This is a genomic window from Luteibacter sp. HA06, assembly GCF_054061215.1.
Window position 1 is genome coordinate 3,139,331 of the sequence record NZ_JBSSDZ010000001.1, and the last position, 21,834, is coordinate 3,161,164.

Genomic DNA, 21,834 nt, shown 5'->3' on the forward strand with positions numbered 1-21,834 from the left:
CTCATGAGCAAGAAAACCGCCCTGGTCGTCAGCGCACACTCGGCCGACTTCGTCTGGCGCGCCGGTGGCGCGATCGCCCTGCACGCTGCGGCAGGCTGGGACATTACCGTTGTCTGCCTGTCCTACGGTGAGCGCGGCGAATCCGCCAAGCTCTGGCGCAAGCCCGGCATGACGCTGGACCGGGTGAAAGCGGAGCGTCAGGTGGAAGCCGAGAACGCCGCGAAACACCTCGGTGTCGCCGACATCCAGTTCTGGAATCTTGGCGACTATCCCATCACGCTGGACAACGATTCGCTGTTCCGGCTCGCCGACCTCTACCGCGCCGTCCGACCCAGCTGGGTGATGACGCATTCGCGCAAGGACCCCTACAACGCCGACCATGTCGCGGTGAGCGCGTTCGCCCAGGAGGCGCGCATCGTCGCCCAGGCGCATGGCCATGATCCTGAAACGCCCGTGATCGGCGCACCCCAGGTTTACCTCTTCGAACCACACCAGCCCGAGCAGTGCGACTGGAAGCCCGACACCATCCTCAACATCACCGATGCATGGGACAAGAAGCGTGCTGCCATCGAATGCATGCAGGGCCAGGAACACCTGTGGGAGTACTACACACGCGTCGCGCTGCAGCGCGGCGTCCAGGGCGGCCGCAATTCCGGAACGCCGATGACCTATGGCGAGGCCTATGAGTCGGTGTTCCCGGCGGTGGTAGCTGCGTTGTAATAGCATCGACGCATGAGCACAGACCTTGCAGACCTGTATCGCGCTTACATCGCTTGCCTGAACGCGCAAGACTGGACGAACCTGGGCGACTTCGTGGGTGACGACGTCGAGTACAACGGGAAGACCATCGGCCTCACGGGCTACCGCGACATGTTAGAGCGCGACTATCGGGAAATTCCCGATCTTCGATTCGACATCCAATTGCTGGCATGCGAGCCGCCGCTCGTCGCCGCAAGCCTCGCCTTCGATTGCACACCCATAGGCGTGTTCCTAGGCGTACCGGTCAATGGCCGACGGATTTCTTTCACCGAAAATGTGTTCTACGAATTCGACCAGGGGCGTGTCTGCAAGGTCTGGTCGATCATCGACAAAGCCGCTGTTGAAGCGCAGTTGACCTGACGATAAAAAGTGTGTTCCTCACAGGTAGCTGAGCCACCAGCTTTTATGCGTGGCCCGGTACCGGGCGTACCGGTTTGCAATGGGATAAAGCACCGCAAGTACCGCCAACCACACGCCGTACGTGCCGGCAAGCGATAGACCCCACCCGTCGGCACGGAGCCGCGACTGATCACTCAGCGTCCCGATGAAGTGCATCGCGGGTACGCCGTAGAACTGCGCAATGATCACCGCGAACATATGTGCGATGTACAGATGCAGCAGATAGGAAAGCATCGGTGTGCGACCGAAGGCCAGGAACGGCTTCAGCAGCCACGCCGGCGCGCGGCCGAGGGCGAGGCCAAGCAGCGTGGAAATACCCAGCGTGATCAGCACGTAGTCCAGCGACGGCGGATATTTCGCCACGGACATGATCGCTAACGGTGTCAGCGAAGGGTCGGCGGGAACCGTCCAGGGCCGTGGGTCGCCGTAGAAGTTCGGCAGACGCAATACGAAGAACAGAAGAATCGCGCCGATGGACAGCCATGCAAGCGTGCGGCTCCGCCGCGTTGGCTCCATGAGATAAATGTCGCCCATGCCATAACCCACGCACATGATCCCGAACCACGGCAGCACCGGATAGGCGATGAACCCGAACGGTAAGCGACCGGGCTGCATGAGCAGATGCCACGGCAAACCCCACGCACCCAACGTAGCCGCGTCCACGCTATCGAACAGACTGTGTCCGGCGACCAGAAGAATTCCCAGACCCAGCACCGCGCGTCGAGGCATTTGCACTGCGGCCGCCATCAGCACCATGCTCAGGCCGATCGCGTAGATAACCTGCAGGAAGATAGCGGGCCGGAAGTCGAAACCGAGATCGACCACGGTGACTTCGAGAAACATGAGCCAGAGGCCACGCGTCAGCAGGAATCGCGAAAGCGGCCACCCGGTCTTACCACGATGCGCCTGCAGGAAAATCGAAACGCCGGACAACAGCACGAAGGTCGGTGCGCAGAGGTGGGTGACCCAACGGGTCAGGAACAACGCCACCGAGGTCTTGTCCAGGTCGAGCGGATCGAACAGGAAGGCCTGCCGGTTAACGAAGTCGCGCGTGTGGTCCAGAACCATCAGCGCGATGACGAGGCCACGCAGCGCATCGATGAAGTCCAGACGTGGCAGAGGTGCCGTCGAGGACACCGGCGCAGTCGATACCTGTGCTTCCACCATCACCGCCTACCTCGGGATCAGGAGACAACCTGCCCTGTATAGCGCCTCACAGGGCCACCGGGAATCGGTGCAATAGCCTATGCCAAGCGGCTCGACGCTATGACCGGCTGAACCGCTGCCGGTAGACACCCGGACTTGTCCCCAGCTTGCGACGGAAGTGATGTCGCAACGTGGTTGCGGTGCCAAGGCCGGTCCGGTCGGCGATGAGGTCGATCGACAGGGTCGAGCCTTCGAGCAACTCCCGCGCTCGATCCACCCGTAACGTCGTCAGCCAGTCCGCTGGCGTGGTTCCTGTGGAGGCCTTGAAGCGGCGAATGAAGGAGCGTTCGCTCATCGCCGCCATGGCCGCGAGCGTGGCAAGAGGAAGGTCGTCGGCGAGCCGGCGGCGCATCGCATCCATCACCGGCCCGAGGAGATCGCGCTCGCGCACGGCCACCGGGCGCTCGACGTACTGGGCCTGCCCGCCATCCCGGTGGGGCGGAATCACCAGGCGTCTCGCAACATGATTGGCGATAGCGGGTCCGCGGTCACGGCGGATCAGGTGCAGGCAAAGGTCCAGTCCCGCTGCACTGCCGGCCGACGTGAGCAGCTGGCCCTCATCGACGTAGAGCACGTCCGGATCGACATCGATGGCCGGATAACGGCTGCGCATCGCTTCCGCGTAACGCCAGTGCGTCGTGGCCCGTTTTCCATCCAGCAGCCCGGTGGCTCCCAGGACAAAGGATCCGGAGCAGATCGACAGCAGGCGCGCACCGCGCGCATGGGCATGACGAAGCGCATCCACGATGGAACAAGGTACCGGCTGGTCGATGCCCTTCCAGCCCGGCACGATGATCGTGCCTGCTTCGGCAAGGCGATCCAGGTTCCCGTCCGCCCGGATCTGTGTGCCGTACTGGCCGCGGATGGCGCTCGCCTCCGCCGCGCAGGTCTCGAAGCGGTACCAGTCCTCGCCCAACTCCGGACGCGCCAGGCCGAATACCTCCGCCGCGCTGGCGAACTCGAACATGCACAGCCCGTCGTAGACCAAGGCTGCGACGAGCGTATTGGGAGGGGCGGGATAGCCTGGCATGATCTGATCGCATGATGGCGTTGCCGCCACTATGCCGCGTCGCTACCGTGCGGACAATGGCTGGCATGCCCACTGCCACGAGAGCTGCCATGTCCAACGCCGTCACCCGCATACCCGCTGCCGCCTCCGAGGTCGCCCTCGCTCACTTCGAGTCGGAGTTCACGTTCGAAACCGACTGCTGGGATACCCACGACGCGCTCGCCCAAGACGATCCGGGCTTCGTTCTGCTCGACGTGCGCAGCCCCACGCTGTTTGCGCAGGGCCACGTGCCCGGTGCCCTCAACCTGCCCCACGGCAAGATCATCGCGTCACGCATGGCGGCGTGGCCGGCATCGACGTTGTTCGTCACCTATTGCGCCGGGCCGCACTGCAACGGCGCTGCGCGCGGGGCCAGCAAGCTCGCGCGCCTGGGGCTGCCCGTGAAGATCATGGCCGGAGGCATCACCGGATGGATCGACGAGGGCTTCGAGCTGGCCCGTTCGGACGCGCTTGTTATCTGAACCAACCCGGCGGGGCCTACACAGAACGTCAACGCGAAATCGCCAAACTTGCCGATTATGAGCATATCGATCAGCAGGACTGCGGGATGAGCATGGATGCATCGCTGATGCATTCGTTGCTCGAATACGCCTTCTTCTACCCCTGGATCATGTCGCTACTCTGGATGAGCGGTGGCCTGGTTTATTTCTTCCGCGTCGAGCGCCGTAGAGGCGATCGGGAAAACCCGCCCGCGCTCGACTCGTATCCCTTTGTCACCCTCATCGTGCCCTGCTTTAACGAGGGCGAGCAGGTGCGCGAAACCATCGCGCACCTGGCGAGCCAGCGCTGGCCGGACTTCGAAATCATCGCGGTGAACGACGGCTCCAGCGATGACACCGGGGCAATCCTCGATGCATTGATGCGCGAGCAGCCGCGGCTCCGCGTGCTTCATCTGGAGTCCAATCAGGGCAAGGCGATGGCCTTGCGCGCCGCCGCACTGGCGACGCATGGCGAATACATCGTCTGCGTCGACGGCGATGCCCTGCTCGACGACTACGCCACGCACTGGCTGGTCTGGCAGCTCCTGCGCAACGTGCGCGTGGGCGCGGTGACGGGCAATCCGCGCATCCGTAACCGGTCCACCTTGCTCGGCAAGCTCCAGGTGGGCGAGTTCTCCTCGATCATCGGCCTGATCAAGCGCGCGCAGAGTGTCTACGGACGCATCTTCACGGTCTCGGGCGTCATCGCCGCATTTCGCCGGAGCGCCCTGCACGATGTCGGCTACTGGCATACCGACATGGTGACCGAAGACATCGACGTCAGCTGGCGGCTGCAGATGAACGCGTGGGAAGTGCGCTACGAGCCGAATGCGCTGTGCTGGATCCTCATGCCGGAGACGTTGCGCGGGCTCTGGCGGCAGCGGCTGCGCTGGGCTCAGGGCGGCTCCGAAGTGATCCTGCGCTACACGCGCAATCTTTTGCGCTGGCGTCATCGACGCATGTGGCCGCTCGCGATCGAGTACGTGCTGAGCCTCGTCTGGTCCTACGTCATGGGCGCGATCATCGTGCTGTGGGCCGCAGGCAAGGTGACCGAGATCCCGCCGCCTTTTCACGTGGAATCGCTTTTCCCGCAGTGGCATGGCGTCGTGCTCGGCATCACCTGCCTGGTCCAGTTCATGCTCAGCCTGCTGGTAGACCGTCGCTACGAGACGAAGATCGGCCGCAACTACTACTGGATGATCTGGTACCCCTTGGCGTACTGGCTCCTGAACACCGCCACCTCCATCGTCGCGCTGCCCCGGGCGGCTATGCGCCGTCAGGGGCAAGCCGCGACGTGGGTCAGTCCCGACCGCGGAATCACATGAAAGCCGAAACCATCCTGATCGACCAGCCCGAGAAGCAGTCGCTGCCCAGGCGCGTGCTCTACGGCATCCTTACCGTGCTGGCCTGGCTGCTCTGGGGTCTGCTCTGGCTGCCTGCCCTCCATCGGCTCGCCAGCCAGCTGAACATGCCGGTCCATGTCGAACGCTGGATTCCGGGAGTGGTTCTCAGCGGCACCCACGAACTGGCCGATATCGTCTGGTTGGCTCCGCTGAGCCTGCTGGTGTTCCTTGCCTGGTCACTCTACGAAGGCCGGCGCAAGCGTGGCCAACGCCAGCGCCGTCGCAGGCCGGGCGCGGTGCCCCTTCCCGACGCCGCGGAGTCTCTTGGCGCGACGACCGCTCAAGCGCGTTGCATCCAGGACAGCCGTCGCGCCGTATTAAGCGTCGACGATGACGGCCATATCGGTGTGACGGAGTCCGATGCAACCGCCAATAACGTTGTCAGCCTGAACGCGGAAACACGCCGACGTGCGTGAATGTGTCAAGGCGACACAAGTGGCACGGTGCTTGCCTTTACCGTGGCACGCTTTTTCAACTTCGTTGCCGGGAATGGACATCCGGCGCGATCGATACAGGTCATGTTGTGGGCATGGGAACACCTTTGACGATTTTTCAGCGCGGCATGCGACCGCCACGCGCAAGGCTTTGCCTGGCGCTGCTTCTGGCCCTTCATGGGCCTGCGGCCTGGGCAGCGGCGCCTCCGGAGCGCGATGCACTCATGGCCAGGGTACGTCAGGAGCGTAGTGACGGGCACCGCCTGGATGCACTGGCGCACTGTCAGGCGCTTCTCGCACGCTGGCCGGACGACCGCGAAGCACAAGCGCTCAACGTCACATTGTTGACGGAACTCGGAGGCACCACGCGCGCCAGGGAACTGGCATCGACGCTCCAGCCGCCGCAAAGCCCGACGGACAAGGCACGGCTCGATGCCGACCATGTCGCGCGCGAAACCCGCTGGGCCATGGGCGAACCCGCCGATCCACGCGCGCCTTACGCGGAAGCCGATCGCGCCGTTGTCGATGCACGGCGCCTCGCCGACGATCCACTGCTACCCGCCGACATGCGTCTGCGCGAGCAGTTCGATCTGATCGTCGCCCTCGACCAGGCTGGCCTGATGGACGAAGCCGTGCAGCGCTACGACGCCCTTCACAAGCAGGGCGTGACCCTGCCGGCGTATGCCGAGCGCAATGCTGCCGATGCGCTTCTTGCGAAGCGACGTCCTGCCGAAGCCGCACAACTTTACGAAGACAGTATCGCGAAGGAGCCGGGTCCTTACGACGCTGCCGAGATCGATCCGCGAATCGGTCTGATGTACGCGTACCTGGAGTCCGGACAGGACCGCAAGGCGCTCGCCACGATCGACGGCCTCGCAGCAAAAGAGCAGCCGTGGGTCCGCGTGCCCGGCATCCGCCTGCCCATCCAGAACCCGCGCAAGCTCGATGCCGACTCCGCTGCCGTCTCGGCGCGCAGCATCGTGGACATACAGGCCGACGCGTATGGCCGCATCGTGCCGCTGACGCGCGAAGCACCGGCCAATTCGGAACTCCGCCGGCAGCTGGGCATGGTGGAACTGGCGCGAGGCTGGCCACGCCGCGCGCAGGACGATCTTGCGATCGCCGACACGCTCAATCCGCGAGACGTCGATTCCTACCTCGATGCGGCCGACACCAAGCGCGCTCTGCGTGAGTACGAAGGCATCGATGACGACCTCGCCCAGGCGCAGGTGCTCGGGAACCGCACGGAGCGCGTCGACCGCGCGGTGCAATCATGGGATCGCGAGCGCGGCTGGCAGTTCGATATCAGCCAGGAAAACGGCAAGGGTTCGAGCCCCGACTACGGCGACCGCGACAGCGCCACCGTGGCGACGATAGAAAGCCCGCTGATCGACGACCACTGGCGGGTCGTTGCACTGGGCCGTTATTCGACGGCGGACCTGCCGGAAGGAGACGTCCGCCGTACACGGTTCGGCCTCGGCATTCGCGGCTACGCGCGTGGACTCGAAGCTTATGTGCAGGCGCTGCCCGCGGCGGACCGATACGTTGGCAAGACCGCGCTGGAAGCGGGCGTCAACTGGTCGCTCAACGACCACTGGGCGATCGCCGCCGATTTCAGCACCGCTGGCGAAGACACCCCGCTACGTGCCCAGTATTACGGTATCTCGGCGAAAACCCTGGAAACGGCCGTGACCTGGCGGGCCAGTGAACTGACCCAGGCCCGCCTTGGCCTTGCCCGCGACAACTTCAGCGACGGCAACAAGCGCACGAGCTGGCTTGCTGCCTTCACCCAGCGCGTTTACACCGCTCCCAACCTCGCGCTCGACGGTGGCGTCGAAGTCGGCGGTTCAATGAACACACAGACCGACCGTCCCTACTTCAACCCGCGCCGCGACAACAGCTATGCGCTGACCGGTCGCCTGGAAAACCTGCTCGGGCAGTTCTACGAGCGCCAGGTCACTCAGCGTATCGACGTCGCCGTCGGCGAATACAACGAACAAGGCTATGCCAGCGACTGGATGGCCAGCGTGCGCTACGGCCAGGTCTTCCAGCCCCGGGCGGGCATCCGCCTGGGCTGGGGCATCGGCTGGCACAACCAACCCTACGACGGGCGCCGCGAACATCGCGTTGTCCTCGACCTGACCCTGCACTGGGGAGAATGAGAGTCATGCGTTCGCTGTTGTTCCTGCTAGCCCTGCTCGGGCTCGCGCTCCCCACCTTCGCACAGACCGTCGCCCCGGCACGGCCTTCGCTCATCGTGCTCGCTTATCACGACGTGCGCGACGATGTCGGCCTCCAGGCGGATCGTGATCCCGATGCCACCAGTACCGATCACCTGCTGTCGCACTTCGACTGGCTCAAGGCCAATGGCTACAACATCGTCAGCCTGCAACAGGTCGTCGACGCGAGCCATGGCGGCGCCGCGCTGCCACCGAATGCCGTGTTGCTCACCTTTGACGACGGTCTGGAGAGCTTTTACACGCGCGCCTATCCGCTACTGCGCGCCTACAACTATCCCGCCGTGGCGGCGATCGTCGGCTCGTGGATCGATCTGCCCGCTGGCAAGCGCATGCCGTACAACGGCTCCGATTGCGATCGCGACTGCTTCCTCACCTGGGACCAGGTGACCGAGATGCACAAGAGCGGCCTGGTGGAATTCGCCTCGCACTCCTGGGGCATGCATGAAGGCACCAACGGCAATCCGCAGGGCAACCTGCTACCGGCGGCCGCATCCCTGCGTTACGACGACAAGGCGCACGTCTATGAAGACGAGGCGCAGTATCGTGCGCGAGTTGGCGCCGACCTGCAGCACAGCGCCGACGAGATCGCCGAGCACACGGGCGTCCGTCCGCGCGCGGTGGCGTGGCCTTACGGTGCCTATACGCGGGTGGGCCGTGAGGTCGCCGCCGAGCATGGCATGCCGGTGACCTTCAGCCTGGGTGATCGCCTGCCCACGCTCGAGGTCGGCAAGACGATCCCGCGCCTGCTGGTCAGCGGCAATATCACCGCAAACCGCCTCGGCTGGCTCATGCGCCATCTGGATCGCATCGAGCCCACGCGCGCCGTGCAGGTGGATCTGGACTACGTCTACGATCGCGACCCGGCCCAGCAGGATCGCAACCTGTCGAAGCTGCTCGATCGCATCAAGCGCTTGCATCCCAGCCAGGTTTGGTTGCAGGCCTATGCGGATCCTGACGGCGACGGTGTCGCCGACGCGGTGTACTTCCCGAACCGTCATTTGCCGATGCGCGCCGACCTGTTTTCACGGGTGTCGTGGCAGTTGCGCACCCGCGCCGGCGTGCGCGTTTATGCATGGATGCCGGTTCTCGCGTTCCGCTTCCCGGACGGCAAGAACCTGCCCTCGCTCGCCGGCGAACCCAAGCCCGGCGGCGATCACTTTCGACTGGCGCCGTACGATCCGAAGGTGCGCGCCATGATCGGCGACGTCTACGAGGATCTCGCCATGCACGCCGATACCGCCGGCGTGCTGTTCTCCGACGATGCGTACATCCGCGACACCGATAACCTCGGACCCTGGGCGAAGAACACGCCGGCTCAGAATACCCAGGCCCTGATCGACTTCACACTGGAGCTATCGCAGCGGATGCAGAAGTGGCGTCCGCAGCTGCGCACGGCGCGCAACCTGTACGCCCTGCCCATCCTGCAGCCCAATGCCGAAGGCTGGACGGCTCAGAGCCTGCCGGCGTTCCTCAAGGCGTACGACATGACCGCCGTGATGGCGATGCCGCAGCTGGACCAGCAATCGGATCGTATGGGCTGGTACAAGCATCTGGCGGCACAGGTCGCGGCGGTGCCGAACGGCTTCGAACGCACGCTGTTCGAGTTCGCGACGCAGGACTGGCGCACCCATAAGCCGATTGAAGACCGCGACCTCGCATTGCGCATGCGCACGATGCAGGCTGCGGGCGCATGGCACATCGGCTACTACCCGGACGACTTCCTGCACGACCATCCGGATCTTGAAACCATCCGCCCCTTCATTTCAGCGTCCGATTACCCCTATCCGGAGCCCATCCGATGAGTGGCGGGATTCTCCACGCACTGCTGGAATTTGCGTTCTTCTATCCGCTGGTGATGTCACTCTTCTGGATGACGGGCGGCGTGATCTATTTCATGCGCTGGGAGCGCAACGAACCCGTTCGCGTGAAACCGCCCGAGCTGTCGTCGTACCCGATGGTCACCCTCATCGTGCCCTGCCACAACGAAGGCGAGCAGGTTCGCGAGACGATCGCGCACCTGGCGTCTCAGCAGTATCCGAACTTCGAGATCATCGCGATCAATGATGGCTCCACCGACGATACCGGCGCCCAGCTCGACCAGTTGCTCGACCAGTACCCGAAGCTCCGGGTGATTCACATGTCGAGCAACCAGGGCAAGGCCATGGGCCTGCGTGCCGCCGCACTGGCGTCCAACGCCGACTTTCTGGTCTGCGTCGACGGTGATGCACTGCTCGACGACTATGCGACGCACTGGCTGCTTTCGCACATGCTGGAAAGCCCGCGCGTGGCCGCGGTCACCGGCAACCCGCGCATTCGTAACCGGTCCACGTTGCTGGGCAAGCTGCAGGTTGGCGAATTCTCGTCCATCATCGGCCTGATCAAGCGCGCCCAGCGCGTGTACGGCCGCATTTTCACCGTCTCCGGCGTGATCGCCGGTTTCCGCAAGAGCGCGCTGCACGACGTCGGATACTGGAACACCGACATGGTTACCGAGGACATCGACATCAGCTGGCGTCTGCAGATGCGCCACTGGGAGATCCGCTACGAACCGAACGCACTGTGCTGGATCCTCATGCCCGAAACGCTGCGCGGGCTGTGGAAGCAGCGCCTGCGCTGGGCCCAGGGCGGCTCCGAGGTTCTGCTGCGCTATACAAAGCAACTGTTCGCATGGCGCCAGCGCCGCATGTGGCCGGTGGCCATCGAATACGTGATGAGCCTGGTGTGGTCGTACACCATGGCGATCATCGTTTCCCTCTGGGCGCTCGGGCACTTCGTCGACCTGCCGCGCTCGCTGTATATCGAAACGCTGCTGCCCCAGTGGCACGGCGTGGTGCTGGGCGCGATCTGTCTGCTCCAGTTCCTGATCAGCCTCCTGGTCGACCGTCGCTACGAAACGCGCATCGGCCGGAATTACTACTGGATGATCTGGTACCCGCTGGTGTACTGGATACTCAATACGACCACCTCGATCGTGGCGATGCCCAAGGCGCTGATGAAGCGCAAGGGCACACGTGCGGTATGGGTCAGCCCGGACCGGGGACTGCGATGAAAGCCGATGCCATCATGATCCAGCGCCCCGAGCGCCAGTCGTCAGTGCAGAAAGCCATGTTCGGCGTGGCCACCGTCGTCGCCTGGCTGTTCTGGGCGTTTCTCTGGCTGCCCTTGATCACCCTGGGCGCCTGGGCCTTCGGCCTGCGCAATGCCTGGTTGCAGCTGCACGTACTGGAACCGGCGCGACAAGGCGGCGACATCAACGTCATCCTGCTTGCCGCCATTCTCTGTGCAGTGATCTTTTCAGCATGGTCGGGATACAACCATGCCCGCTTCTCCGGAAAGCAGAAGCGCCGCGGCAACAACCCGGTGGGCGTTGAAGCCACTGCCCGGGTCATCGGCGCGTCGACCGAAGATGCCATCAGCATCCAGGCCCATCGCCGCGCCGTGGTCAGCGTCAGCGACGCCGGCTACATGACCGTAGACGAAGTCCGCTAAGCGACTGTGGGAGCCGATTCATCGGCGATTCCGCGGCAGCGGGCCAGGTTGAGGCCAGCACCCAATCGCCGCTGAAGCGGCTCCCACAGAGATCACACGGAACGTTAGCGGACAACCAGCGCGAAAACGCCGAACGCCGGGTCCGGCGATATCCATTCCCGATCAACCTGCCAGCCCCCCGCCTCAGCCAACCGTGCGAACGAAGCCGGCGTGAACTTGTGCGAGTTCTCCGTGTGAATGGACTCGCCCGCGGCGAAGCTGAAGGATCGACCAGCCACCGTCACCTCCTGCGACACGCGGCTCACCAGATGCATCTCGATGCGCTCCAGCTCGGCGTTCCAGACCGCGCGGTGCTCGAAAGCCTGTGGGTCGAAGTCGGCACCAAGCTCGCGGTTGACGCGCACCAGCACGTTGCGATTGAAGGCAGCGGTGACACCCTTGGCGTCGTCATACGCCGCGATCAGCGTGTCGACCGACTTGACCTGGTCGGCTCCGACGATGAAATGGGCACCGGTGCCGAGCCGCTCACGGACCGACCGCAATAGCTCGATCGCTTCCTCCGGCACGAAGTTGCCGATGGTCGAGCCCGGGAAGAACGCCACGATCTGCCGTCCGGCCACCGCCTCGGGCACGGCGATCGCCTGGGTGAAGTCCCCGACGACCGGATACACCTCGAGCAAGGGATACGCCGAACGCAAGCGCTCCACCGCACCGTTGAGAGCGTCGATGCTGATATCCACCGGCACGTACGCGGAGATCTGCGGCGCCGCGTCGAGGAGGACGCGCGTCTTGTCGCTCGCGCCACTGCCCAGTTCGAGCAGCACGGCGCCGTCCGGAATGGTCGCCGCCAGCGCCGGCGCGATATCGTGCAACAGCGCCGTTTCCGTACGCGTGGGGTAATACTCCGGCGTCACGCAGATCGCTTCGAACAAGGCCGATCCGGCAGCGTCGTAGAAGTACTTCGGCGAGAAGGCTTTCGGCGAAGCGGAGAGACCGGCCAGCGTGTCACGCAGGAAGGTCAGCCGGTCGTCGTCGGGCGAACTACCCACATCGCGCGCCAGGCGCAGGCCGGAGAACATCCAGCGCTGACCCGGTCGGTAGAAGTTGCGGTACGAAACACGGACGTGATCCGGCGGCGTCACGCTCGCACCGCCGCGCAACACCATCTGTCCGCTCATGAACTTGCCGTTGTATTCGCCCACGGCATCGTCCGTCGCCCGAAAGCCGGGATACGGCGAATACGCGCTCGCCGTCCATTGCCAGGCGACGTCGGCGACCTGTTCCAGTTCGGCATGGTTGCGCGCGGCATGCTCCCACTCCGCCTCGGTCGGCAGACGCGCACCGGCCCAGCGTGCGAAGGCCTCGGCTTCGTAGTAGCTGATATGGGTCACCGCGGCGTCCGGATCCACTGGCCGCCAACCGCCCGGTGTCATGTGCGACCAGACATCGCCGTCGCGCCGCCAGTAGAGGGGCGCGTCCCAGTCTTCCGCCTGACGCTGCGCCCAGCCGTCGGAGAGCCACAGGTCAGCGCGGCGATATCCGCCCAATGCCATGAAGGCCAGCCACTGTCCGTTGGTCACCAGTCGGTCGGCGATTTCGAACGGTTCCAGCCACACCGTGTGACGCGGGCCCTCATTATCGAAGGCGAAGCGCTCATTCACGGCCCCAACGCTCACCGGGCCGCCGCCGACGCGGCGGAAGCGTCCGCTCGGGCCAGGGGTCTGCGAGGGCCATGCGGGATCCAGTGCGGGCTTCAGCGGCGACTGCGCGAACAGGTGCTGCACGTCCATCACCAGCAGTTCCTGGTGCTGCTCCTCGTGGGCGAAGCCCAGAAGCAGAAGGGCCTCCAGCTCCGCGGAAGGCGCCTCACCAAGGAAGGCCCGCATGTGCGAGTCCACATGGTGGCGATAGGCGACCACCTGCGCGACCGACGGACGTGTCAAAAGGCCCCGAAGCGGGCGTGGATGCCGCGGACCGACGGCCTCGTAGTACGAATTGAAGAGGTAGCCGAAATCGGCGTCGAAGACCTGGTAACCCGTCACGTTAGGCCCCAGCACGAACGTCTCGAAGAACCAGGTGGTGTGTGCGAGATGCCATTTCGCGGGACTGGCATCAGGCATGGACTGGACGACCATGTCTTCGGCGTCCAGGCCGGCGATCAGCGCTTCAGTACGCGCACGAACCGCGTTGTACCGTGCCAGGAGCGACGGCTCGGCATGACATCGGATGGCCGCCGCGTCTTCGCCGGAGCGAAGGGCGGCGGCGCCGGGGGCCCAGTGGGTATCGACGAAGGCTTGCATGATTCAGGTTCCCTGCGCTGGCCGATCAGCCCGGCGTGTGCTCGATGCTGACGCGATCGGCGTAAAAGGCGAGATGCTCGCGAATCGGCGCCACGGCGTCGTAAGGCGTCTCGTAGGTCCATATGGCGTTGATCGCCTTCTCGGCGTTACCGGGAAGACTGAAGTAGGACGCCTCGCCCTTGTACGGGCAGTAAGAGTGGTGCTCGGTCTTCGTCAGCGCGGCCATATCGGCATCGGCGCGCGGGATGTAGAACACTGCGGGATACGTGGACTCCTGCAGGGTCAAGGCGTTACGGGTGTCGGCGATCACGCGGTCGCCATCGCGCACGACCACGCGGCCCCCCGACGGAGTCACGGTGATCGGATGGTCGGGCCCTGGGATACGAACGGGACGGGAGGACATGGCACTCTCCTTCATGCGAATACGGTGCAAGCCACACATCGTGCGACCGCCGGCGGCCGTTTCCAAGGCGACAGCCCGGAACAGGTGACATTACCCGCAGGCAAAGCTGGCCGGATTGGACGTTTCTGACCGCCTAGGACGGTTTTGCGAACCGGTAGTGGGCGACCAGCCACTCCTGCCCGTTCGCGTACCCGAACAGCTCGGCACAGGCCATCCAGAACATCCGCCAGCGTTGGAACCACAGGCCGGCTGCCTCGCCGTAGGTGCCTTGCAACACTTTCATGATCTCTTCACGCGCCATGTCCTGGTTGGCCAGCCAGTGATCGGCCGTGCGCTGGTAGTGCGTGCCGTCCACATGCCAGCGGCGCTCGATGCCCAGGTCCTTCTGGAACCACAGCAGCGTGTCTGACGCAGGCATCAGGCCCCCGGTGAAGAAATGCCTGCCCATCCAGTCGTCGCTGCCTTCGGTCTCGAAGGGGTACATCAGGGTCTTATGCGCGAAGATATGCACGAAGAGCTTGCCGCCCGGCCGCAGCCACCGCGCAATCCGCGACAGCAGCGTTTCGTAGTTGCGCATGTGCTCGAACATTTCCACCGACACGCAGCGATCAAACTGAGTCTCGCCCAGTTCAAGGGTGTTGGCGTCCGCGGTGATCACGTTGACGTTGTGAATACCGCGGGACGCGCAATTGGCTTCGATGTGCCGGCGCTGGCTGGCCGAATTCGACACGGCGGTGATACGGGAACGCGGGTAACGCTGGGCCATCCACAGGGTGAGGGAGCCCCAGCCACAACCGAGTTCGAGGATCGACTGGTCGTCGGCCAGTTCGGCGCGTTCCGCATACAGCGAAAGCATGGCCTCCTCCGCATCGGCCAGTGACTCGGTGCCGGTCGGGTAATAACACCCCGAGTACTTCAGGCGAGGCCCCAGGCACAGTTCAAAGAAGCGCGAAGGCAGCTCGTAGTGCTGGCCGTTCGCTGCATCGGTGTGGATGGCCACCTCGCTGTGCTTCAGGCCTTCAATCCGTTGCTGGAAACGAGCGGCGACGGCCTCGAGGCCACCCGCGCCCTCCTCCGCCAGTCGTTTCGCACACAGGCGGCGTATGCCGGCGCGCAGCAGCGCGTCGGGAACCAGGCCACGTTCGGCAAGACCGAGAAGGCCGGGAGCGGCACGGTCCTCACGGGCGTACGGGGCGGAAGCACTCACGACGGTATTCATGCGTTATCGCTCTCATGTTTCGGAAACCACGGGAAGAACATCGGTGTGTCGCGCTGGTAGCGACGGTAGGCCTCGCCACGCGTTCGCAGCGCCTGAGTCTCGGTGTACGGCACGCCGCTGACGAAGCGCAGGAACAGGAACATCACCACCGGACCGCTCCAGGCCAGCCACCACAACGGCGAACCGATGGCCAGCAGCACATAGGCAAACCAGTGCACCCACTCGAAGAAATAGTTCGGATGCCGCGAATAGCGCCACAGGCCGGCGCGGCAGGTCTTGCCGTGGTTGGACGGATCGGCGCGAAACGTGGCGAGCTGCCGGTCCGCCAGCGATTCACCGCCAACGCTGACCAGCCACACCACCACGGCCGCCAGGATGGCGGGGTACGAAACCGACGGGTTCGCAGCCACCGCCAGAAAAGGCACGGCGAAACCGCCGACGAGGAAAGCCTGGAACTGGAAGAAACCAAAGAACTTCATCTGGCTGCCGTTCCAGTGCTCGCGGAGCGCACGGTAACGGCCGTCTTCCGCTTCGCCGGCCACACGGCGCCACAGGTGCAACGCGAGACGAACACCCCAAAGGCCACCGAGGATCGCCATCACGAGCCGGTTCACCGGCGCGCCCGAACCGATCAGCGCCGCCAGCACCGCGGCGCCACCTACACCGGTCGACCAGAGCACATCGACGATGCCTGCATTGGCCTTGCGGCGTTGCCACGCCCACCCCGCCGTCATCAACCATGCGGCAGCGAGCCAGATCACCAGCAAGGTGTTGGTCGTGCTCATGCGGGAGTCCTCCTCATGGTCCAGCGGTGTGTCAGGGTGGCCAGCAAGGGCATCGCTAACGCCCAGCCGATGGCTAGTACGGCGAACGCCTGCCATGCCGGTGCGTGGACGACCAGCGCATCCCAGCCGCGCGCGGCGCCCGCATAGGCCAGTGGTCCGCCGATGCCACCCAGCACCACGGCGAGGATCGGCCGCGTGCCGAGCGCGCGCAAAGGGCCGCCCAGCGTCATCGAGAAACAGGCCCAGAGGCCGAGAATCCACAGGGGCGCGCCGCTGGCTGGCCACGCGGGAGCGTCAGCGGCGTAATCGGCCAGGTGCAGGCCACGCACGAGTCCGTCGACCACGACACCACAAAGCACCGCGATCGCCAGTACCTGCAGGTCCGCACGGCGATGCCGCGACACAGCGAGTTGCCAGCCGACGAACACCAGTGCAGCCAATACCCCCGGCCACGGTTCACCGCGCCCGGCGAAGATCACCGCGATAAACCAGACGACCTGATAGCCGATGAGGCTAGCCCACACCATCATCCCGGCATACTCCCGTGCAGCGGCTTCTCCATCAGCAGGTGCGACACACCGATCGAACGCTCGCGGAAGCCGCCCTCGCAATAGGCAAGGTAAAACTCCCACGATCGGATGAAGCGTTCATCGAAGCCCTGCCCGCGTACCTGCCCGAGACTCGCGAGAAAACGCTCTCGCCATGCCTCGAGCGTTCGCGCGTATGAGAGGCCGAAGTCCTCCAGGCGAACCAGCGCCAGATCGGTCACGCGCGTCTTGGCCGCCAGCATCGCGTGGATCGATGGGATGAAGCTGCCCGGAAAAACGTGGCGCTTGATGAAGTCCACAGAGGCGAGTGCCTGTGCGTACCGGTGGTCTTCGATCGTGATCGCCTGCACAAGGGCGCGACCGCCCGGCCGCAGCAGATGGCCGAGCCTGGCGAAATAGGTGTCGAGGTAACGGGCACCGATGGCCTCGATCATCTCGATCGATACCAGCTTGTCGTAGGTGCCGGTCAGGTCGCGATAGTCCTCCAGCAGCAGCGTCACTCGGTCTCCCAGGCCCGCTTCCTCCACCCGCGCGGCTGCTAGCGCATGCTGCTCGCGCGAAATCGTGGTCGTCGTCACATGGCAGCCGTAATGACGCGCTGCATGCACGGCGAAACCGCCCCACCCCGTGCCGATCTCGATCACGCGGTCGCCCGGTTTCAGGTCGAGCCACTGGCAGACACGATCGAGCTTGCGTGCCGAGGCCACCTCCAGGGTGTCCGTGTCGCCTTCCCACAGCGCCGATGAGTACATCAGGTCCGACGAGAGAAACAGTCCGAAGAAATCGTTGCCGAGATCGTAGTGGGCGGAAATATTGCGACGACTGCCTTCGCGTGTATTTCGCCGCAGGGCATGCCAGCCCTTCATGGCAAGGCCGCCCAGACGTGCCAGCCCCGACTCCATGCTGTCCAGCCGGTCGCGATTGCGCACCAGCAGGCGAATCAGGCCGACCAGATCGTCACAGCGCCATAGTCCATCCATGAAGGCTTCGCCGGCACCGACGCTGCCGTTGGCGGCAACGGCACGGTAGAAGGCGAGATCATCGACCTGGACGTGGACGACGAGATCCGGATGCGTTTCGATCGACTGGCCCAGCTCCACGCGCCCCAGCGGGTCGTCGATGACCAGGCGGCCATGACGCATGCCATCCATCCGCGCCAGCAACAGGCGTCGCAGGAACCGTAACCCGCGCGAGGCCGGCGCGGCACCTTCTTGGCTGACGATGGCATTCATGGGCTTCTCGCAGGGTGATCGTGAATGGGATTGCGCTTGAGCCAAAGACGCAGCGCTTCGAAGTGAATCGCGCCAACGACCTTGGCCGTCATCAAGGGGTAGCGCCAGAGCACGCGCGACAGCGAAGCGCTGGTGAGTTCGCGACGCTGCAGCGACAGGTGCGCGTCGAACTCGCGAACGCCGTCGCGCAATACGTCCATGTGCACGCGAAGCTGCTCGCCCGGGCATGTGAAGCGCCAGCGGTACTCGCGCTCCATCGGCATGAAGGGCGACACGTGAAAAACCTTGGGGAAAGACGCGTCGATGACATGTCCTTGCGCGTTGTCATCCACGCGAAGCACGTAGCTGTGACGTTCCCGCCAGGGTGTATTGGTAATCTCGGCGACGACGCAATCGAGAGTGACGCCGTCCGTTTCGTAGCAGTAGTAGAACGTCACCGGGTTGAACACGATGCCGCCGTAACGCAGATGCGTAAGCACACGCACCGGGCCGGCCGGGCGATAACCCAGCGCGGTCTCCGCCCGCTCGCGCACGGCTTCGGCCAGCGGCTGGTCCGGGGCACCCAGGTAATCGGAACGACGGAACTCGGCGAGATTGCGGCTTCCGGCCGACCAGAGCCAGCGACCGGCGAACACCTTTTCGACCTCATCCAGATCCAGGTACATCTGAGCCATGCGGTAGCTGAAAGCGTGATCGTGCGGCGCATGGCGATGATGCGTCACCACCCCTTCGTAGACTGCGCTGGCGAAGCGTTCGCTCATGCCGGCGTACTCTCCCGCGTCATGGCCACGCGCTCGAAGTCGTGCGCCAGCTCCACCGCGCTACGGATACCGTCCTCGTGGAAACCCCACCCCCAGTACGCGCCGGCGAACCACACGCGGCGACGGCCCTGGATCTCCGCCTTGCGCGTTTGTGCCGCGACCGACGCATGCGTGTAAACCGGATGTTCGTAGCTCATGCGACGAAGGATCCGCTTCGGATCGATCGCGTTGCTGCGGTTGAGGGTGACGACGAAGGGCTCGGGCGAGCTGAAACCCTGCAGCAGGTTCATGCAATAGCTCACCGTGCAGGCGTCGCCCGGATCGGCGGGGATGAATGCATTCCACGCCGCCCAGGCCTTGCGCGAACGCGGCAGCAGCGAGGCATCGGTGTGCAGCACGGTGTCGTTGGCCTGATAGGTCATCGCGCCGAGGATCGAGCGTTCGGTATCGTCGGCGTCGGCCAGCAGGGCCAGGGCCTGGTTGCTGTGGCAAGCCAGCACTACTTCGTCGAAGGACTGGGTGCCAGCGGGCGTGACCAGGTCCACGGCATCGTCACCGCGCCTTACGGCCAGGACCGGCGTATTCAGGCGTTCGTCCACCGACCACCGCGCGCGCATCGCGTCCACGTAGCGGCGCGATCCGCCTGTCACCACGCGCCATTCCGGTCGCCCCGACAGGCTGAGCATCTGGTGATTGGCCATGAACTGCACGAGGTAATGCGCGGGAAAGCCGAGCACCGCCGCCGAGGGTGACGACCACAGCGCCGAGGCCATCGGCACGAGGTGTTCGTCGCGGAATGCCGCGCCGTAGCCACCACGTTCGAGGTATTCGCCCAGGGTCGGACCTTCGCCGGACTCTTCGAGCAAAGCCGGAGCCTCACGGTAGAAGCGCATCAGGTCGCGAATCATCCCCAGGAAGCGCGGCGACAACAGATTCCGGCGCTGGCAGAAAAGGGTGTCCAGGTTCGCTGCGTTGTACTCGAGGCCAGTTGCCTGGTTGCGAACCGAGAAGCTCATGGTCGTGGGTTGCGTCTCCACGCCGAGTTCGTCGAACAAGGCTGACAGCAACGGGTAGTGCGCACGGTTGTGGACGATGAAGCCGGTATCCACCGTGTAGTCGCGACCATCCATATGGATGGCATGCGTGTGCGTGTGGCCGCCGGGATAAGCATTGGTCTCGAACAGGGTCACCGCGTGCTTGCGCGACAGCAGACGAGCCGATGCGAGCCCGGCAATCCCTGAACCGATGACGGCGACGCGCATGCTCAGCGCCTCGCCTTCGCCGCGACCCAGGCCGGAATCGGCTTGAGGTCGTGCACCAGGCCCAGCCACGACATCACGCGAAGGCCGTAGTACGTCATGTCGATCTCCCACCAGCGAAAGCCCTGACGCACCGTGCCAGGAAAGAAGTGGTGATTGTTGTGCCAGCCCTCACCAAACGTGAGCAAGGCCAGCCAGATGTTGTTGCGGCTGTCGTCATCGGTATCGAAACGACGGCGGCCGAAGCGATGGGCCAGCGAGTTGATCGTCACCGTCGCGTGGAACAACACGGTGGTGGAGATGAAGAAGCCCCACACCAGCATCTGCCAGCCCGTGGTGCCCAGGCCCGGTGCGACATGCTGCAACACCTTGCCGAGGCCAAACAGGGCGATGGCCAGGAGCACGGGTATCGCCGTGTCGTAGCGATCCAGCCAGCGGAGTTCCGGGTATTTCGCCAGGTCAGGTACCCGTGCGATCTCGGTGCGGAAGCCATTCGGCGTGAGGAACCAGCCGACATGACTCCAGAGAAAGCCGTGGACCGCCGGTGAATGCGGATCGAGCTGGGTGTCCGTATGACGGTGATGATGGCGGTGATGGGCAGCCCACCAGAGCGGCCCGCGCTGCACGCAACTTGCGCCAATCAAGGCGAAAACGAATTGCACCATGCGCGAGGTGCGAAACGTGCGATGCGAGAAGTAGCGGTGGTAGAAGGCCGTCAGCGCAAACATCCGGACCGCATAGAGCGCCACGGCAACGCCGATCGCCACCGGCGAGACCCCCGTCCAGAACGCCCCGATGCATGCCAGGTGCATTGCAACGAAAGGCGAAGCGCGCAGCCAGTCGACCCGATCTCCTTTCGCGTCGTCGACCGGCGCGGTGGTGGAGGTGTCGAACCACCGGCGCAGGGTGGCGTTGGGGCGGACGTTCATGAGGACTCCCGTGGCGTTCTCTTACCTATACGGGGCGCCGGGGGTCACGGATGCACGATCCTGGCCTAGATGGTGCAGCGGCCGTCGAGTTTCGTCGCCAGGGCCTCTGCGACTGCGGTGTCGGCAACATTGCCTTCACGCTTGTCGGGTGGGAACTCGATACGGACGGCGCGTAATTTGCCGTTGTCGCCGCGGATCGAGCCCATGCCTTCGAAGCGACGCAGGGTGCGATCGGCCGTCGAGTAGCTGAGCACGACGGTGGGCGCGGCGAAGGCGTACCAGGCGTCGAGCTTCATGGTCATACGCCGGACCCCACCACTGGTCTGGCCATCGATCAGGCGAACGTTGTAATAGGCGAAGCGGGCGGGCAGGAGGAAAGGAATGCCATCGCCCGGCTTACCGACGTTCTCCCAGTGGGTGCGGACATAAACGTCAAAGCCGGCGTCGATCACCCCTTCTTTCTTGTCGGGAAGCGGCTTGGTCACTTCCTGGCCCGCGCCCCGTTTCGCGTAAACGCTACGGGCACTGCCCTTCGAACGCACCCCCTCGGCGTCGCCCGTGCGTGCATCCACGAAGCTGAAATCCGGCCCGATGACCGTGGGACCACCCTCGAGCAGCTTTCGCGCAAACACCTTGCCGTCCGGGCACTGGTACTGCACGACCTGACGTTCGGGACCCACGATGTGTACTTCGCGATAGAGCAGCTGGCCGCTGTCGGGCGCATAGGCGTCCCCGACGAAACGCTCGGTCGCTGCGGCCGACGCGGCGCTGGCCAGACAGGCGGCCGCGGCGAAAGGGACGATCGGGGCAGATGAAAGAAGCCTCACGGATACCTCGGTCGTCGGGCGGATGGGTGCCAGTGGATACGACGGGACGTGAAGAACGGATGCGGATCGCGACGTCTTGATCGCGGTCATGTT

At 64.5% G+C, this 21,834-nt stretch carries 21 protein-coding genes; 9 read left to right on the forward strand and 12 right to left on the reverse strand.

Features of this window, described 5'->3' with window-relative positions; translation table 11 throughout:
- Positions 1–3: 3 nt before the first annotated feature.
- The gene (locus ACVWWJ_RS14450; protein WP_456968424.1) at positions 4–720 is read left to right on the forward strand and encodes a PIG-L deacetylase family protein; all 717 of its coding nucleotides are present in this window, start codon (positions 4–6) and stop codon (positions 718–720) included.
- A gap of 12 nt (positions 721–732) precedes the next feature.
- The gene (locus tag ACVWWJ_RS14455) at positions 733–1,119 is read left to right on the forward strand and encodes an ester cyclase (RefSeq protein ID WP_456968425.1); all 387 of its coding nucleotides are present in this window, start codon (positions 733–735) and stop codon (positions 1,117–1,119) included.
- Between the two features lie 18 nt (positions 1,120–1,137).
- Here the strand turns inward: ACVWWJ_RS14455 and ACVWWJ_RS14460 are convergent, their stop codons facing one another.
- Positions 1,138–2,325, reverse strand: coding sequence for a DUF1624 domain-containing protein (locus ACVWWJ_RS14460; RefSeq protein WP_456968426.1), 1,188 nt, complete (start codon positions 2,323–2,325; stop codon positions 1,138–1,140).
- Between the two features lie 97 nt (positions 2,326–2,422).
- Entirely contained in the window at positions 2,423–3,394 is a 972-nt protein-coding gene (ftrA, locus tag ACVWWJ_RS14465) for a transcriptional regulator FtrA (protein ID WP_456968427.1), read from the reverse strand.
- An 89-nt stretch (positions 3,395–3,483) separates the two neighbouring features.
- Between ftrA and ACVWWJ_RS14470 the strand changes: the two genes are divergently transcribed.
- The 7 genes from ACVWWJ_RS14470 (at position 3,484) to pgaD (ACVWWJ_RS14500) (ending at position 11,478) form a co-directional block, all read left to right on the forward strand.
- Positions 3,484–3,894 carry a rhodanese-like domain-containing protein gene (locus ACVWWJ_RS14470; protein ID WP_456968429.1) on the forward strand — a complete coding sequence of 137 codons (411 nt, stop codon included), beginning with the start codon at positions 3,484–3,486 and terminating at the stop codon, positions 3,892–3,894.
- Positions 3,895–3,986: 92 nt separating this feature from the next.
- The gene (gene pgaC, locus ACVWWJ_RS14475; protein ID WP_456969717.1) at positions 3,987–5,237 is read left to right on the forward strand and encodes a poly-beta-1,6-N-acetyl-D-glucosamine synthase; all 1,251 of its coding nucleotides are present in this window, start codon (positions 3,987–3,989) and stop codon (positions 5,235–5,237) included.
- Entirely contained in the window at positions 5,234–5,731 is a 498-nt protein-coding gene (gene pgaD / locus ACVWWJ_RS14480) for a poly-beta-1,6-N-acetyl-D-glucosamine biosynthesis protein PgaD (RefSeq protein ID WP_159893399.1), read from the forward strand. Before pgaC (ACVWWJ_RS14475) ends, pgaD (ACVWWJ_RS14480) begins: the two co-directional genes overlap by 4 nt.
- Positions 5,732–5,973: 242 nt before the next feature.
- Positions 5,974–7,911, forward strand: a complete 1,938-nt coding sequence (gene pgaA, locus ACVWWJ_RS14485; protein ID WP_456968430.1) for a poly-beta-1,6 N-acetyl-D-glucosamine export porin PgaA — start codon at positions 5,974–5,976, stop codon at positions 7,909–7,911.
- 5 nt (positions 7,912–7,916) lie between these two features.
- A complete protein-coding gene (gene pgaB, locus ACVWWJ_RS14490) occupies positions 7,917–9,791 on the forward strand; it encodes a poly-beta-1,6-N-acetyl-D-glucosamine N-deacetylase PgaB (RefSeq protein WP_456968431.1) in 1,875 nt (624 codons plus the stop codon).
- Positions 9,788–11,038 carry a poly-beta-1,6-N-acetyl-D-glucosamine synthase gene (gene pgaC / locus ACVWWJ_RS14495; RefSeq protein WP_159893395.1) on the forward strand — a complete coding sequence of 417 codons (1,251 nt, stop codon included), beginning with the start codon at positions 9,788–9,790 and terminating at the stop codon, positions 11,036–11,038. Before pgaB ends, pgaC (ACVWWJ_RS14495) begins: the two co-directional genes overlap by 4 nt.
- Complete coding sequence (gene pgaD, locus ACVWWJ_RS14500) at positions 11,035–11,478, forward strand: poly-beta-1,6-N-acetyl-D-glucosamine biosynthesis protein PgaD (RefSeq protein ID WP_159893393.1); 444 nt, start codon at positions 11,035–11,037, stop codon at positions 11,476–11,478. The genes pgaC (ACVWWJ_RS14495) and pgaD (ACVWWJ_RS14500) overlap by 4 nt, the downstream gene beginning before the upstream one ends.
- Positions 11,479–11,582: 104 nt before the next feature.
- Here pgaD (ACVWWJ_RS14500) and egtB read toward each other — a convergent pair whose 3' ends face one another.
- The 10 genes from egtB to ACVWWJ_RS14550 all read right to left on the reverse strand — a co-directional run bounded on the left by egtB (position 11,583) and on the right by ACVWWJ_RS14550 (position 21,831).
- A complete protein-coding gene (gene egtB, locus ACVWWJ_RS14505; RefSeq protein ID WP_456968432.1) occupies positions 11,583–13,778 on the reverse strand; it encodes an ergothioneine biosynthesis protein EgtB in 2,196 nt (731 codons plus the stop codon).
- Positions 13,779–13,803: 25 nt separating this feature from the next.
- Positions 13,804–14,181, reverse strand: coding sequence for a DUF427 domain-containing protein (locus ACVWWJ_RS14510; RefSeq protein WP_159893389.1), 378 nt, complete (start codon positions 14,179–14,181; stop codon positions 13,804–13,806).
- A 133-nt stretch (positions 14,182–14,314) separates the two neighbouring features.
- Positions 14,315–15,400 (reverse strand): SAM-dependent methyltransferase, encoded by a 1,086-nt coding sequence (locus ACVWWJ_RS14515; RefSeq protein WP_456968433.1) that lies wholly within the window; start codon positions 15,398–15,400, stop codon positions 14,315–14,317.
- On the reverse strand, positions 15,397–16,185 hold the full coding sequence (locus ACVWWJ_RS14520; protein ID WP_456968434.1) for a DUF1295 domain-containing protein: 789 nt from the start codon (positions 16,183–16,185) through the stop codon (positions 15,397–15,399). Before ACVWWJ_RS14520 ends, ACVWWJ_RS14515 begins: the two co-directional genes overlap by 4 nt.
- Positions 16,182–16,715, reverse strand: a complete 534-nt coding sequence (locus ACVWWJ_RS14525) for a DUF2878 domain-containing protein (RefSeq protein WP_456968435.1) — start codon at positions 16,713–16,715, stop codon at positions 16,182–16,184. The genes ACVWWJ_RS14520 and ACVWWJ_RS14525 overlap by 4 nt, the downstream gene beginning before the upstream one ends.
- Positions 16,712–17,965, reverse strand: a complete 1,254-nt coding sequence (locus tag ACVWWJ_RS14530; protein WP_456968436.1) for a class I SAM-dependent methyltransferase — start codon at positions 17,963–17,965, stop codon at positions 16,712–16,714. The genes ACVWWJ_RS14525 and ACVWWJ_RS14530 overlap by 4 nt, the downstream gene beginning before the upstream one ends.
- Positions 17,962–18,726: a DUF1365 domain-containing protein gene (locus tag ACVWWJ_RS14535; RefSeq protein WP_159893380.1), complete on the reverse strand. Its 765-nt coding sequence runs from the start codon at positions 18,724–18,726 to the stop codon at positions 17,962–17,964. Before ACVWWJ_RS14535 ends, ACVWWJ_RS14530 begins: the two co-directional genes overlap by 4 nt.
- Positions 18,723–19,988 (reverse strand): NAD(P)/FAD-dependent oxidoreductase, encoded by a 1,266-nt coding sequence (locus ACVWWJ_RS14540; protein WP_456968437.1) that lies wholly within the window; start codon positions 19,986–19,988, stop codon positions 18,723–18,725. Before ACVWWJ_RS14540 ends, ACVWWJ_RS14535 begins: the two co-directional genes overlap by 4 nt.
- Positions 19,989–19,990: 2 nt before the next feature.
- Positions 19,991–20,914, reverse strand: coding sequence for an acyl-CoA desaturase (locus ACVWWJ_RS14545; RefSeq protein ID WP_456968438.1), 924 nt, complete (start codon positions 20,912–20,914; stop codon positions 19,991–19,993).
- Between the two features lie 65 nt (positions 20,915–20,979).
- Positions 20,980–21,831, reverse strand: a complete 852-nt coding sequence (locus ACVWWJ_RS14550) for a hypothetical protein (RefSeq protein ID WP_456968439.1) — start codon at positions 21,829–21,831, stop codon at positions 20,980–20,982.
- Positions 21,832–21,834: the final 3 nt, after the last annotated feature.